Consider the following 13,025-nt stretch of genomic DNA (forward strand, 5'->3'; position numbering starts at 1 on the left):
GGCGGGGCGCTCAACGGCAAGACCGTGTTCATGCCCGGCTGGACCGAGCGCGAAATCATCGCCGGCGATGATAAGGCAACGATGTGGAAGCTGCTACCCTCGGTGCACTTTCTGGTGACGGACAAAATAAAAGCAATGGTGGAGTTCAAGCGGGCCCAGGGCACGACAGCTTACCAGTACACCAACCGCTACCGGTTTAAAAATATTGCTACGAATCAGTACCGGGCGGAACTGAAAAGCGACCGCTGGTTTGTCCGGGCCTACCAGACCCAGGACTTCGGGGAAGATTCGTACGATTTGTCGTTTACCGGTACGTATATGCAAACGGCAGTTGACCCACGCACCGGGACGGCGAACAGGAGTTATGCCCAGCAGTACTTCGGGGCCTATGCCCTGGCCTACAACACGTTTTTGGCCAACCCGGCCAACGCCGGCAACACGGCCGGGGCCGAGCAGGCCGCCCGCGCGCAGGCCGCCCCCTTCCAGCTCATGGCCGGCTCCCCCGAATTCAATGCACTCCGTAAACAAATTATTACGGATGAAATGCCCGGCAGAGGGACGCAGCTCAATCCAAGCTCCTTTTTAAGTGACCTGAGCACTCAGTACGAGTGGCGCTCACCGGTTGCGAATGGGGTAATTGGTGGGGGATATCGCCAGTACCGGCTGGGTTCTAACGGTCAGCTCTTCTCAGATCAGGATGGCAAGCGCATTATCAACGATGAGTATGGCATCTTTACGCAGCTCACAAAATCGGCCTGGAAGGATAAGCTAAAGTTTATGGGGGCAGCCCGCCTCGATGGGTTCCAAAACTTCCCGCAGCTCTTCTCACCCCGGGTTGCCATGATTTATTCCGCCGGCAAACAGGAACAGCATACCTTCCGGGCCAGTTTCGGGCAGGCTTTTCGTTCGCCAACCCAGCAGGGCCAGTACCTGCAACTGGATTTGCAGCGGCTTATTTTGCTGGGCAACGTGAATAAGGGCTTTCAGGGCTACAGCACGGAAATTGAAGGGGTGTTGCCAACAATCCTTTCTTCACAAACTCCGGCAGAGGCTACTTTACAGGCCTACGAAGTCAACATCAATAACCTAAAGCCGGAGCGCGTGGCCACGTGGGAAATCGGCTACAAAGGGCAGCCGGCCGCCAAGCTGACAGTAGACGCGAACTTTTACATCAGTAATTACCGGGACTTCATCCGGCAGGTGAGATTTATTGGTAATGTAGACGGGAGCCGTCCGACGCCGGCGCAGCTGGCGGCGGCAGCCACCGGGGCACGGCCACTGCAGACCGGCCCGACGCGCGTGATCCAGGTGCAGGCCAACGCGGCCCAGCAGGTGCACGCCTCCGGCAGCATGGCCTCGCTGACTTACAGGCCCCGCAAGCAGTTGAACCTGACGGGCAACTACACGCTCAGCCTGCTGGAGCGCAAGCGCCTGCCTGAGCGCTTCCAGGCCTACTACAACACGCCCCGCCACAAGTTCAATCTGGGCGCCTACGGGGAAGTGGGCAAGGCCTTCAACTACTCGCTCAACTACCGTTGGGCCGAAGGCCATCTGTACGAGTCTCCCTTTGCCACCGGCCAGCTCGAAAATTATTCGACCCTTGATGCCGATCTAGGCTTTCGGCTGCCGAAGCAGCATACACTACTACAGGTCGGAGGTACCAATCTGCTTAACTCGCGGAACATACAAGTGTACGGGGGGCCGCAGATCGGCCGGCTTGTGTACCTTGGCCTGACCGTAGAGGTAAAATAACTATTCTGTGAATATGAAAGATTTTACCCTGACAACGGTTTTCTCACCCTATGCCCTTCTCCTTACCAGTTGTTTTCTGATTCCCCTGTCGCTGATTGCGCAGCCAAGTCATTCTGATACGGGTGATTTGATTGAGCATGGGCTTTCTTACGAATCTACCCCCTCCCCTCCTGTCACCAGCATCAGGAATGCGCAGCATGTGCAGCAGCTAAATAAGACGGCTATGCTCATGGTGAATAATAGGGGCCTGGCTGCTGGCCGGCAGCATGCGGGTATAGCCCTGCAATATGCCCGCAAAGTAAAAGACATACCAGGCGAGCTGGACGCACTACGGTTATCCGGCTTGCTGGCCAGTGAGGATGGTGATCTGGGCGCCGCAATGCAGTACTATACAGTCGGGCTGAAAAAGGCCCGAAACTATAGCTACACGCAGGATTATTGGTCGTTTTACAATAGCATGGGGGCAACGGCCACCGATATGGGGAACCACAAGTATGCCGGCAAGCTGCTGCATGAGGCCCTGCAGAGTTATAAACGCTATCCGCCCCTGAGCAAAGATTCAGCAGTAGTCGCGGCATCGATCTGTTCAAATCTGGCGACCTGCTATTCACGTCTGGGCAATCATGGCAAAGCCTTGGCCTATGGACGTCGGGCGATTGCGACGCTGGCGCCTGTTCAGTACCGGGCGAGTGTCACCAAGCTGGTGGCAGGCTTGCTGGAAATGAAATCAGTTCATTACGCGGCCAGGGACTCCGCGCAGCGTCGGCTGCAAGCGGCGACAGCCATCCATCACCGCCAGAACAATGTGCTGGGCGAGGCGCACACGCTACTAGATCTGGCGGACTTCAACTTCAAACTGGGTAACCTGGCCACTGCTAACCGCCTGGCACTGGAGACAAATGAGCTGGCCCGCCGGATCAAGTCGGTTGGAATCCAACGTTCGGCCCTGCAGCTGCTCAGTCAGATAACCGTAGCGAAAGGCAACTTCCGGGACGCAGTTATGTATCGCGACCAGCTGGCGGCCTTGAATTCGACCATATTCACGATTGAAACTGCTCGTTCCCTGGGGCAGCAACGGGCCTCACTGGAAGCCCGGCAGCGGGAACATGACCGGATGCGGATTCAAAAGCTTACACAGGCCAACCTGGAAAACCGGAAGCTAAGTAATACCCAGCGTTACTGGATGATGATCATGTTGGGGTCATTACTGGTGGCCATCATCTGTATCGTAATCGTTACGTTGTATTACCGGAAGCTCAAAGAGCGGAATACCTCCCTCAGTCTGGCAAATGAGGAAATTCAGCGGCAGGCGGAGGAGAACCAGCGGCAGGCGGATGAAAACCACCGTCAGGCGGAGGAGAATCAGCGGCAGGCGGCAGAAAAACAGGTGTTGCTGCAGGAACTACACCACCGGGTAAAGAATAACCTTCAAATTATTAGCACCCTGCTGTCCTGGCAACAGGAAGTGGAGCCAGAGTTGGCCAGCGCTTTGGAAGCCAGCCAGGCCCGGATTCTGAGTATGGCGCTGGTCCATGAGCAGTTGTATGCGACCGACAACCTGGCGGAAGTACAGCTGGATGCATATCTGACCAAACTTCTCGACACGCTGCATACTTCCTACAACTCGACACAAAAGCCGATCATCATAACGAAAACACTGGCCCCGTTGATCATGACGGTCAAGGAAGCAATACCCTTCGGCCTGTTGGTAAACGAGCTGGTTACGAACTCCTACAAGCATGCTTTCGCTGGAAGGGCAAGTGGGCGTGTGCATGTCGAATTAAGTGGCCAAGGGGCCTCATTTCAGCTTTTGGTTGCCGACGATGGCTTGGGCTTACATAACAGCAACAAGGTTCCGACGGCCTCACTGGGTACGCAGCTAATCGCCAGCCTTGCCAAGCAGCTCAAAGCCATCCTGGAGGTCGAATCTGACTGCCATACCGGTACCCGGTGTACCCTTGCACGTGCGTAGTTGAATGCTACCGGCGGAGCTAACGTCAAATCCGAGCAGCCCATGCCGTAGCATGAGCAGATGAACGTGTGTTGAGTTCCATTGCTCGTGTAGGTCGCGCTTAGCCCTGCGGCACCAAGAAATTCGCTTGGCCTGTAACTTCATTGGCCTAGCGATGGCCGGAATAAGCCCTAGAAAATACTTTATAGATGAGGCACTAGCTTGTATAGCATGCATGGAAAAGCCCCGACTTCAGGGAGGAGTCAGGGCTTTTGTGAGTGGAGTACCGCGGGCAGGATTACTGCAGGGCGGACTTTAGGTCAGCCGTCGCTACCCCCTGAGCCTGCTTAGCGTCGGGCACCACGGCTGCCATACCGAAGAACTCATGGGTGGTGCCAGCGTAGAGTTTATAGTTGACCTTTACCCCAGCAGCTTGCAGCTTGTCCGCCAAGGCCTTGCCTTCGCTTTTGAGTGGATCATAGTCCGCCCCGATGATGGTCGTCGGCGGCAGGCCTTTCAGATTCGCCGCCACCAGGTTGATACGCGGGTCCTTGCCGTCGGCCGGTGTACGCAGGTAGTTCTTGAAGAACCACTCCATGCCCGCCTTATCCAGGGGTTTCGTTTCCGTGCTTGCTTGGTACGAGGGCGTATTCGTGTCGGAGCCCGCGATGGGATACACCAGCAGTTGATGCTTGGGCAGCGCCACTTTCTTGTCACGTGCCTGCATACTGACGGCACACGCCAAGCCACCGCCTGCACTTTCCCCGGCCACGGCCACTTTCTTGGCGTCGCCTTTGATGCTGGCCGCATTCTTCAGCACCCACTGGTAGGCGGCAAATGCGTCGTCATGCGCCGTCGGAAATTTATGCTCCGGGCCTTTGCGGTACTCGACCGAAACCACAACGGCGCCCGTCTGCTCGCACAAGGCTTGAGCGGAGGTGTGGTAGGTATCGATGGTAGCAATGACCCAGCCACCGCCGTGGTAGTAGACAATAACTGGAAAAGGACCATTGCCGGTCTTAGGCGTATAGATGCGAGCCTTCACGCCGCTCATCAGGGTCTGGCTGGCCGTGTCGCAGTTCATGGGCGGGGGCGTAATCTGGCTGACCTGCATCTGCTTCATGGCGGCATCCGCGGCCGTAGGCTGCTGACGAGCTTCCGGAGCCGTGAGCTGCGGCAGGGGCTTGGGCTTTAAGCTCATAAGCTGCTCAATCACGGCCTGCATCTCGGGCTTCAGGTTCGGCCCCCAAGCGGGTTTGGGACCGGTGGGCTTTACCTCGCCGGGCGAGCTGCCCCCGGTAGCATATGCTACGGCCGGAGCCTCGGCACTGGTGCTGGTGGCGGTTGTGTTGGGTTTGGAATCACAGTTGCCTAGCAGCAGGGTGCCAGCTAGGGCCGGAAGGAGCAGCCAGGCAGAGGAAGGCATCGGAGAGGAAGAATGTGGCATTAATAAACACGGTTTAGACAAGAAAAAATGGTATTGCGTAGGTGCATACGCAGGCCCTATAGATGGGTTGGCCGCTACCGTTCCCGCCACACAGCGGCTAGCTGCCGAAGTGCTGCCCGATTCTGCGTTTTAACGGTGCCCACAGGCATATCCAAGTGTTCTGCTACTTCCGCCTGGCTCAACCCGTCAAAATACCGCAGCTCCATGAGCACTTGGTAATCAGGCCGTAGATAGCGCAGGCAGGCCCGCACATCCAGGTGTTCAGGCTGAAAGCTTGTACTGGGCTCTGCGGCAGATTTGCCTGTCGCCTGCTGCTCCACACAGGGCCGGTTGTGTACCCGTCGTAAGGTATCCAGGGCCTGGTAGCGGCAAATTTGCAGCGCCCAGGTAAACAGGCGGCCCCGGCTGGCATCGTAGCTGGCAAAGGAAAACCAGATTTTGATCAACGCGTCCTGTAAGGCGTCTTCCGCCATAGCGGGGGACTTGACCACCGTCAGAAGAAAGCGGTAGAGGGTTGCGCCGTAGCGGTCATAAAAGACACTCATCGCGGTCTCTTCCCGGGCATATAACCGTTGCACGAGCAGGGCCTCGGCTTCAGGGGCAGTAGAAATATGGGCATTCGGGCGTAGCGTTGAAAACATAAATAGCCGTAGCCGCTTGTGGCTAGGCCTTAGTACGCAGGAAGCTGGATCGTAAGTTGCCGGGACGCCGTATAGTCTCCTGTTTAAGAAAAAAACTCCCTGGCTGAGCTTGCCTTTTCCAGCAGTAAGGGAAAACTTTAGTCGATGGAAAGCCTCGAAGACCGACGCAAATTGGTGACCATGGCTGTGCGCTTAACCGAGGGCTCGGCCTTAGCGCCGGACGCATACGAGTTGGGGCTGCTACTGCGCTATCTGGATGGCTCACTCACGCTTGCGCAGGTGCTAGAGCGGCTGGAGGTGCGTGAGAAGGTTCGGACGTCCTAGACAGTTACGAGGTCTGCAGCAACTCCAGTGTAACCTTTAGGCTGGCACGCAAAAAGGCCCAGCCAACTATCCCCTGCCCTGCTTCCAATTGCTGGAGAACGGTCTGCTGCTGTTGCCGCAAAACACTGACTTGCTGTAGCAGCTGTAGCTGGTGCTGATTTGCGGGATGGTTTTGCGCTAGTTGCTGGGCATGCTGTATCGTGGTGGCTACGAGCTCTAGTAAAGCCTGTCCATTGGTTTGGGAAGGGGAATCCAGGGGGAGTGCCTGAAGCCGCAGCAAGCTCTGGCGGGCGTAAGTGACACGAAGAGGGGCAGACATAGCGAGCGTTGGCCGTGAAAAAGCGACAGACAAACGCAATAGGTGGTTGGCAGTGTGGAACACAACCGAAGCCATGCAGGGCAAAGATAATAAAACTGTTACAGGATTTTGCGCATAGATAAATGTGTTATTCCCGCATAGCCATTTCCGTAGTTTCCCGCTTGCCGGACGACAGCCTAGCGGCGAATTTTGCTGATTAGTGATCAGCAAAGTCCGTTCAGTATGGCCTATCTACCCAAATACGGCCCACAGGCGCAGACTCCGCAGCAGCGTGCCCGTATTCTGGCCCAGATGAAGGCTGCCAATCCAGCTCTCTATAAAGACCTCCCGCCCACTTTGGAGCAACTGCATGCTCGCTACGTCGCGGGCGAGCTAAGCTGGACGGACGTGTGCTACCTGAGCGAGCATGAGCAAGCCCGGTAACCAACCCCAATTGGGCAAGCGGCTTTCTACCCTTGCTGCATAGCCCGTACCACGGCCTGTAGCAGCACTGGCTTGCCTACGCGCTCGGCTTCGGCCGGGTACTGTTGCAAATAGTAATCGGTCAGGTGTTCGGCGAAGGCAGACGGGCCCATTGTCTCTAGCAGGCGGCGCGGAGCGCGCACGGCGTAGGTGTGCACCCCGAGTAAGTCCTGCTGAAAGAGAAAGCTGAGCGGGTCGGCAGTGGGCTCTTCTACGTGGACCCCGATAAAGAACTTGGCGTTGGAATCCATAAAGGTGATGCTGGGGCGGCGGGGGTCAGATGGTGGGTGGCTGGTCGTGTGCTTGGCCCTCCGAGTGCAGCCAGGCCGCCGCTTGTTCCAGGTCCGTGAATGTAGCCGCGTGCACAAGCTCGCGCAACTGGTGTAGTACATGATCGGTATGCAGTCGCCGAGCAGGATCGTCCTGGGGCAACACAGCGTACCGTACGATGGGTGGCGGTGTGGGGATAGTATTCGGTAGCCACTCCGTTAGCAGCCATTGGCGGTCGGCTACCTCGAAAGCGGCCGGCATGGCGCGGTGGTCAGCGAGGATACCATAGAGCTGGTAGCGAGCCAGCAGGTTGGCGGCGTGCACATACAAGGCGCGCAGCTCCTGGCTGGTCATCGATTCCCCCGAGAAGTGCAGGTAGGCAAAGGCTTTGGGCACGAACAGCACCGAGCCCACGGCATTGGAGAAGTATAGATGAGGAGCGATCATGAGTATGCAATAATAACCACAGTTTGATAAAGGAAAGGACTATACTGTCACCCGATGAATAAGTCGCTGGACAGTCTTAGAGAAGAACAGCTTGCCGCGGCGGGTGCGGTAGCCGGCCTCGTTGAGCTCATAGGCAATCTGCTGCAAGGTGTGCCCCTGCGCATGTAGCAGCGAAGCCAGCCGCGCCGCCTGGCGGTTGGCTTGACTGGCCTGGGCGACGCTCGGTTCCTGATGCCTGGGGAATTTCCTCGGCCGTGGCTGTTGGGCTGTCTGGGCCATTCTCGCCAGCAGTATACACCATGCACATAATACTCCTCACGGCAGAGCGATGGCTAGCTGCAAAACCCATCAGGGGGCATGAACCGCTGGTAAGGTTCATGCCCCCTGATGGGTTAGTTATAGGCTGCCAGACTCGCTGACTAACTTTTGGGAACAACTATATACCAGCAGATATCCTTATCGTTCCACTTCATCTGGGCAGCCGGAACTTCTTCCTGTACCTTCAGGAGGAGTTGCTGTACCAGCTGCTCGTCGGTAGCCGGCACCAGGCGCCTTCTCGGCTTTTTCGTAATCAGTGGGTGGCCGATGCAAATGAATTTGCCAATCTCCTCCTCGCGCGCTTCACTGGTGCGCACGTTTACCGAAACCTCGGCCCCTTTCTTTTTGCGTAGGTCCGATAAGACGATGAGGGTACAGGCGGCGTATTTAGCACCCTCTACCATAACTTCCTTAGCAGGCGACAGGTCGAACCGCAGAAATAGGGCGGGGGGAGTTGGGGTCGAGGCGATAAGTAGCTGGTTCATAAACGGTGGAAGGAAGTAGAGGACGGTGCCTTCTGCTCAGCACCTAGTTGATCTGAGCGGAAGGCAAGACAAATGTGCCATCCTTATTCCACCCGCACCGGGAATTATGATGAGTCAACCAGAATTAGCGGTTGAGTTGCATTTAGAAGCGATTGAAATGCAAGCTATCTAGAATCATCAGCCGATATAGGGCAGGAATTATATCTATCCAAGGAAATTTAGACGCGCTTTTAGCTCGTTTTTGTACGTGCGGCTAACGGCAATATTTTCCTTGCCCACGATTACGACGCTTTCCTCCAGGCCTTCCACAAAATTCAGATTGATGATAAAGCACCGGTGCGGCCGGATAAAGTACGCCGGCAGCCGCGGCAGTAAGTCTGTTAAGGTGGAGTTGAACATATACCGGCCAGTAGTCGTCACCAGCAGCATATAGTTGCCCTTTGTTTCAAAGTAGTGGATGTCGGCCAGGTTTACTTTTTTATAGCTGGTGTTGCTGTTCAGCATGCGCACCATCAGTGGATCTTGTAGCTGACCATTAGGTAAGGTTGAGGCCGTTTGGTCTGCCGGCAAGAAGTGCGGCGTGCTCGCATGAAGTACTGGGGGCTGGTTGGCTTTGGACAAGGCCAGGGAGACCGTCACGCGAAGCATATCATCGGTATACGGTTTCGTGATGAAGCCACTATGATTCACCAACGTAGCACGCTTCAAGGTTTGCTCGTCTGTACTGGCTGTCAAAAACACGACTGGAGTACCAAACTGCCGGCGCACCTGCAGGGCCGTCGCAATGCCGTCGCATTCCCCCTCGATGTTTATGTCCATGAGAACGAGATCCACTAGTTCGGTGCCTAGTACCCCAATGGCATCGTCACTATTATCCACCGGTTCGAGCGGCATGTGGCCCAGGCGCTTCAGCGTGCGGACAATGCCCTGAGCAATCATTATTTCATCTTCGACAATCAGGATGCGAGCCATAGTAAGCGGAGGGTGATGTGGGACTCCTGGTTTGCTGGCCATGCAGATATACAGCCAGGTCCAGGCAAATTCAACTCAGGCGGGGATGGTACTTCTAGGCAGTTCAGGGCAAGGCTGCCTGTTGAGCCTTGCCCTGCCCGCTATTGTTACTTCTGAAGTTCGGGAGAGCTTGTCAGAGCAAACCCCTCCCCTCCCCTCCCCTCCCCTATCGGGTTGGTTTCTTTTCGGGCTTTGGCTTCGCCAGTAATGCTGCAGGCAATGTCTGGTGGCGACGAAAGAAGTCAGCCAGCATAAAGTCCACCAGGTCTTGTTTGAGCACGTGGCGGGGAGCATCCTCCATCATGCTATCGATCTTTTGCACGTACTCGGACTTCACCTTTACTGTCAAATGCTCTAAAGGCTCGGCGGACGGCTTGGGTCCCCTTTTTTTCCCTACGGCCCCAATTGGAGTAGCAGCGGCTGGGCGAGCAGAGCTGGACTCGGCGCCCGGGACTTTTCTAGCGGGTGTGGTAGTTGGTTGCGGGGAGGGAGCAGTTGCTACTGGTTCAGCTGGGAGAGGTACGCTTTCCGGTTCCTCTGGCTCACTGCTGGCGGGAGGAAAGAAAACCCGTTTAGGTTTTGTACTGAGTTCTTTCGCCGTGGCAGTATCGGCGGCGGCTTTGTTTGTCGTGGCCATGGTGTTAGGTCTTAGCGAACTGCTTCTACAAGTTTGGTCGTCAGGGCGTAGTAATCATCCTTCACCCTGGATAATGTCGTGACGTCATGAATAATGCGGCCTTCTTCCTGAGCGGCTTCTACCATCCGATCTTCCCGCACATAACCCAATACTTTATCCCGGCCAAACTGCTCGGTAACTAACTGCTCAATTTTATTGACCGCATTCTCGTGCGGTTTGTGGCGGATTTTGGGGTTGTAGCGCATAATGCCAACTCCGGCGAACTGCAGATTTGGATTAACTGAGTCCCGTACATCTTCAACCGCCTCGAAAATGTTCTTAATGCCATCGTAGCTGAAGGTGGCAGCCAGGGAGGTTACAAAGAAGAAGTCAGCAGCGGCTAGGGCCAGATAAGTGAACAAGGACATCTGCGGGGGGCAATCCAGGAGCACGTAGTCATAGTGGGGGCGCAGGGGACGGATTGCTTTGCGTAGGAGCTGGGGCATTTCAGGCTTTTTGCTTAGCCCTTTCTCATACTGTTCCATGATGTAGGACGCGGGCACAAAATGCAGCGTTTTATCCACTAGGTCCGGGTTCGTTGAGGAGTAGGCCAACACTGCATCTGCCAGCGTAGTCGAACCGGACAATACATCCCCGATGTGCAGTTCAATAGCTTCGAGGGCGCCGGGTTCCTTACCAATAAGATGCTTGGTCAGGTTAGCCTGGGGATCCAGATCAATCAGGAGTACTCGATGGCCAAGCTCAGCGAGCTGAGCACCCAGGGCAACAGTGGTAGTAGTTTTACAAACTCCTCCTTTGTTGTTGGTAATGGCAATAACCCGGCAGACGTGGGGTACTTCGCTCATGGCAGAAATCAATTAATAAGACTTGCTTTGTGTACCGTGTAAACTTAGTACACCTAGTTTACAAAAACAAGCAAGTATATTTTACTTACTCAGTATACTAAGTAATATAGGCAATATTAGTATGTTATTATTACCTGACTTTTATAAATTATAAAGTTATATTAGTTTACTAAGTAAACTGAGTAATGTATGTTTACTTAGTAAGCTCTATAAGTCTAATAAGGGGAGGCGAGCCCGGCAGAATGATCGATCAGAATAGTTGATATACTCGGTAAACAAGGACTATTTAGTATACCAAGTATTCCTTGTTTACCGAGTATATCAACTATTCTTTCTTAGGCGCTTTCTTGCTTGCGTCTACCAGGCCTAGGATGGTCAGGAGCATACCACCGGCGTTGGACTTGACCTTGACCTCACCCGTACGAACCTGGTGGGCAAACTTGAACAGGTTTTTAAGGTGAGCCGGAGAGCTTAATATCTGGTGACGGATTTTTTCCTGAAAAACACCCATTTCATCCAGGAAGCGTTCCGCGCTTTCCATTTGCTGATGTGAAATGCCAGCGGGAGCAGGGGAAGGTAATTTGTGGGAGTTGCCAAAATCAAGCTGCAGGTTGTAAGCTTTATTTTCAATCGTGAAGGCAAAGCCAGTATAGGCCTTGCCGGTTTTTTCAAGCTTTAAAGCAATATGCAAATCCGTTAGCTGATTTATTTGTCGGATTGATCTATCCAGCACTTGCTGCTTGAAAGTGCCAAAGCGGGCGTAGGATTCATTACCGTCCTTATCAATCATGCCCAGCATCTGCTTGAATTCGTACAGATCAAAATTCTGCGTCTGGGGTTTATCTTTCCACATCGAACATATCTGGTAAATACGTTTGGCGTATTTACTGGAGAGCTTTAAAACGGCTTGTAACTCGTAGGAAGTAAAGTTGCCTTTTAAATCAAATAGCAGGGGCAGGATTTTTTCCGATAAGGTAACTTCAATGGTTGCCTTGCCTTCATGGTAGTCCACGGACTGAAACATCCACACCTGACGCTTGATCTCATGCAGGGTGACTTCAAATACCCGCGAGCCCATCTCTTTCGTGGCATCGTAGAGATATTTGGTGTTGTAGTTGTTACCCGTCAACTTGGCCAGCTCGCTGACGTGGAGCAGGTAGGTCAGGTCCTTGGAATCAGCTCGCAGCTTGGAGAGCAGGAAGAACAGAAAGTCGAGTTGAATTTCTGAGTAATCATACTTGGCCAGCGTGAGGGCATTGTGCTGCCGGATCTGCAATTGCTTTGGCGCCTCAGCTACTGGAGCTTGTACCTGGTTCGACATGGGGTAAGTAGTTGATGGTCGCACAAGTATACGAAGTGTAAGACGAAAAACAGCATCTTACACTTGTTAGATCTAATGGCAGGGAAACGGAACCGCCTTGGCTACAAAATATGCCTAACTAAACCTTACACTTGGCTTAGTCAAGAGCCAACTAAACCTTACACTTGAGTGGATATGCAATCAAAATTAATCGCATTAAACGTTGATAAGCAACCACATAACGGCCACTCGCCCCCTGAATCAAGAAGTGAAACCCGGTATTATGAAAGAATTGAAGGCAAAATTGGACTCATGAGGCAAGTGTAAGTGTGGATAAGTGGTCTTACACTTGCCCAACTAGAACTTACACTTGCCAAAACGAAAGCTTACACTTGCCCAACGAAAGCTTACACTTGCCCAACGAAAACTTACACTTACCCAACTAAAGCTTACACTTGCCTGTTCAAAATATCTGATTTACAGCAGCTTACAAGGCCCTACAAATAAGACAAATAGTTACAAATTCCACAACGTTGTGATTCGCGCAAGGAAAAAAAGCTTTTAGGGCTGCTGGAGATCAGCAGCAAGGCAAAGCGGCGCAGCCCAAACAATATGCCCGGTCCCATATTATGAGATTGCACTATTCAAATATTAATTATAATTATATAACGCAACCAGAAACAGCTACTCACCACCTTCTAGTAGCGGATAACCAAGCCCGGAGAATATCCTTACTCATAATAGCCATTTTTCCGGCCTAGAAGACACGAACACCCCTAAAGTGACTGGGGAGTACGTTCAGGCCCCCTGCCCTCG

Annotated in this window: 15 protein-coding genes; 4 read left to right on the top strand and 11 right to left on the bottom strand. The window is 53.8% G+C overall.

The window, feature by feature from the left end:
- Together I5L79_RS22260 and I5L79_RS22265 are read left to right on the top strand one after the other, a co-directional pair.
- Nucleotides 1–1,752: TonB-dependent receptor plug domain-containing protein (locus tag I5L79_RS22260; RefSeq protein WP_196957302.1), on the top strand; the 1,752-nt coding region annotated here is incomplete at its 5' end.
- A 13-nt stretch (nucleotides 1,753–1,765) separates the two neighbouring features.
- Nucleotides 1,766–3,724 carry a histidine kinase dimerization/phosphoacceptor domain -containing protein gene (locus I5L79_RS22265; protein WP_196957303.1) on the top strand — a complete coding sequence of 653 codons (1,959 nt, stop codon included), beginning with the start codon at nucleotides 1,766–1,768 and terminating at the stop codon, nucleotides 3,722–3,724.
- A gap of 277 nt (nucleotides 3,725–4,001) precedes the next feature.
- Here the strand turns inward: I5L79_RS22265 and I5L79_RS22270 are convergent, their stop codons facing one another.
- Complete coding sequence (locus tag I5L79_RS22270) at nucleotides 4,002–5,129, bottom strand: alpha/beta hydrolase (protein ID WP_196957304.1); 1,128 nt, start codon at nucleotides 5,127–5,129, stop codon at nucleotides 4,002–4,004.
- A gap of 95 nt (nucleotides 5,130–5,224) precedes the next feature.
- Nucleotides 5,225–5,791, bottom strand: a complete 567-nt coding sequence (locus tag I5L79_RS22275; protein WP_196957305.1) for an RNA polymerase sigma factor — start codon at nucleotides 5,789–5,791, stop codon at nucleotides 5,225–5,227.
- Nucleotides 5,792–5,971: 180 nt separating this feature from the next.
- On the opposite strand from I5L79_RS22275, the gene I5L79_RS22280 reads away from it, so the two are divergent.
- On the top strand, nucleotides 5,972–6,115 hold the full coding sequence (locus I5L79_RS22280; RefSeq protein ID WP_196957306.1) for a hypothetical protein: 144 nt from the start codon (nucleotides 5,972–5,974) through the stop codon (nucleotides 6,113–6,115).
- 4 nt (nucleotides 6,116–6,119) lie between these two features.
- Here the strand turns inward: I5L79_RS22280 and I5L79_RS22285 are convergent, their stop codons facing one another.
- On the bottom strand, nucleotides 6,120–6,434 hold the full coding sequence (locus I5L79_RS22285) for a hypothetical protein (RefSeq protein WP_196957307.1): 315 nt from the start codon (nucleotides 6,432–6,434) through the stop codon (nucleotides 6,120–6,122).
- 222 nt (nucleotides 6,435–6,656) lie between these two features.
- Between I5L79_RS22285 and I5L79_RS22290 the strand changes: the two genes are divergently transcribed.
- Nucleotides 6,657–6,857 carry a hypothetical protein gene (locus tag I5L79_RS22290; protein WP_196957308.1) on the top strand — a complete coding sequence of 67 codons (201 nt, stop codon included), beginning with the start codon at nucleotides 6,657–6,659 and terminating at the stop codon, nucleotides 6,855–6,857.
- Nucleotides 6,858–6,883: 26 nt separating this feature from the next.
- Here I5L79_RS22290 and I5L79_RS22295 read toward each other — a convergent pair whose 3' ends face one another.
- The 8 genes from I5L79_RS22295 to I5L79_RS22330 form a co-directional block, all read right to left on the bottom strand.
- Nucleotides 6,884–7,147 carry a hypothetical protein gene (locus I5L79_RS22295; RefSeq protein ID WP_196957309.1) on the bottom strand — a complete coding sequence of 88 codons (264 nt, stop codon included), beginning with the start codon at nucleotides 7,145–7,147 and terminating at the stop codon, nucleotides 6,884–6,886.
- A gap of 25 nt (nucleotides 7,148–7,172) precedes the next feature.
- Entirely contained in the window at nucleotides 7,173–7,613 is a 441-nt protein-coding gene (locus I5L79_RS22300) for a hypothetical protein (protein ID WP_196957310.1), read from the bottom strand.
- Between the two features lie 39 nt (nucleotides 7,614–7,652).
- Nucleotides 7,653–7,892 carry a recombinase family protein gene (locus I5L79_RS22305; RefSeq protein WP_196957311.1) on the bottom strand — a complete coding sequence of 80 codons (240 nt, stop codon included), beginning with the start codon at nucleotides 7,890–7,892 and terminating at the stop codon, nucleotides 7,653–7,655.
- Between the two features lie 140 nt (nucleotides 7,893–8,032).
- On the bottom strand, nucleotides 8,033–8,416 hold the full coding sequence (locus I5L79_RS22310; RefSeq protein ID WP_196957312.1) for a hypothetical protein: 384 nt from the start codon (nucleotides 8,414–8,416) through the stop codon (nucleotides 8,033–8,035).
- A gap of 204 nt (nucleotides 8,417–8,620) precedes the next feature.
- Entirely contained in the window at nucleotides 8,621–9,388 is a 768-nt protein-coding gene (locus I5L79_RS22315; protein WP_196957313.1) for a response regulator, read from the bottom strand.
- A 205-nt stretch (nucleotides 9,389–9,593) separates the two neighbouring features.
- Nucleotides 9,594–10,064: a hypothetical protein gene (locus I5L79_RS22320; protein ID WP_196957314.1), complete on the bottom strand. Its 471-nt coding sequence runs from the start codon at nucleotides 10,062–10,064 to the stop codon at nucleotides 9,594–9,596.
- Nucleotides 10,065–10,075: 11 nt separating this feature from the next.
- A complete protein-coding gene (locus I5L79_RS22325; protein ID WP_196957315.1) occupies nucleotides 10,076–10,909 on the bottom strand; it encodes a ParA family protein in 834 nt (277 codons plus the stop codon).
- Nucleotides 10,910–11,234: 325 nt separating this feature from the next.
- Complete coding sequence (locus I5L79_RS22330) at nucleotides 11,235–12,230, bottom strand: replication initiation protein (protein WP_196957316.1); 996 nt, start codon at nucleotides 12,228–12,230, stop codon at nucleotides 11,235–11,237.
- Nucleotides 12,231–13,025: the final 795 nt, after the last annotated feature.

The sequence above is a fragment of the Hymenobacter guriensis genome, from assembly GCF_015773195.1.
Taxonomy (GTDB): Bacteria; Bacteroidota; Bacteroidia; order Cytophagales; family Hymenobacteraceae; genus Hymenobacter; species Hymenobacter guriensis.

Excerpts from the sequence above, each read along its gene's own strand:
- I5L79_RS22265 (WP_196957303.1), top strand. The coding sequence starts at position 1,766 with ATGAAAGATTTTACCCTGACAACGGTTTTCTCACCCTATGCCCTTCTC.
- I5L79_RS22270 (WP_196957304.1), bottom strand. The coding sequence starts at position 5,129 with ATGCCTTCCTCTGCCTGGCTGCTCCTTCCGGCCCTAGCTGGCACCCTG.
- I5L79_RS22275 (WP_196957305.1), bottom strand. The coding sequence starts at position 5,791 with ATGTTTTCAACGCTACGCCCGAATGCCCATATTTCTACTGCCCCTGAA.
- I5L79_RS22280 (WP_196957306.1), top strand. The coding sequence starts at position 5,972 with ATGGCTGTGCGCTTAACCGAGGGCTCGGCCTTAGCGCCGGACGCATAC.
- I5L79_RS22285 (WP_196957307.1), bottom strand. The coding sequence starts at position 6,434 with ATGTCTGCCCCTCTTCGTGTCACTTACGCCCGCCAGAGCTTGCTGCGG.
- I5L79_RS22290 (WP_196957308.1), top strand. The coding sequence starts at position 6,657 with ATGGCCTATCTACCCAAATACGGCCCACAGGCGCAGACTCCGCAGCAG.
- I5L79_RS22295 (WP_196957309.1), bottom strand. The coding sequence starts at position 7,147 with ATGGATTCCAACGCCAAGTTCTTTATCGGGGTCCACGTAGAAGAGCCC.
- I5L79_RS22300 (WP_196957310.1), bottom strand. The coding sequence starts at position 7,613 with ATGATCGCTCCTCATCTATACTTCTCCAATGCCGTGGGCTCGGTGCTG.
- I5L79_RS22305 (WP_196957311.1), bottom strand. The coding sequence starts at position 7,892 with ATGGCCCAGACAGCCCAACAGCCACGGCCGAGGAAATTCCCCAGGCAT.
- I5L79_RS22310 (WP_196957312.1), bottom strand. The coding sequence starts at position 8,416 with ATGAACCAGCTACTTATCGCCTCGACCCCAACTCCCCCCGCCCTATTT.
- I5L79_RS22315 (WP_196957313.1), bottom strand. The coding sequence starts at position 9,388 with ATGGCTCGCATCCTGATTGTCGAAGATGAAATAATGATTGCTCAGGGC.
- I5L79_RS22320 (WP_196957314.1), bottom strand. The coding sequence starts at position 10,064 with ATGGCCACGACAAACAAAGCCGCCGCCGATACTGCCACGGCGAAAGAA.
- I5L79_RS22325 (WP_196957315.1), bottom strand. The coding sequence starts at position 10,909 with ATGAGCGAAGTACCCCACGTCTGCCGGGTTATTGCCATTACCAACAAC.
- I5L79_RS22330 (WP_196957316.1), bottom strand. The coding sequence starts at position 12,230 with ATGTCGAACCAGGTACAAGCTCCAGTAGCTGAGGCGCCAAAGCAATTG.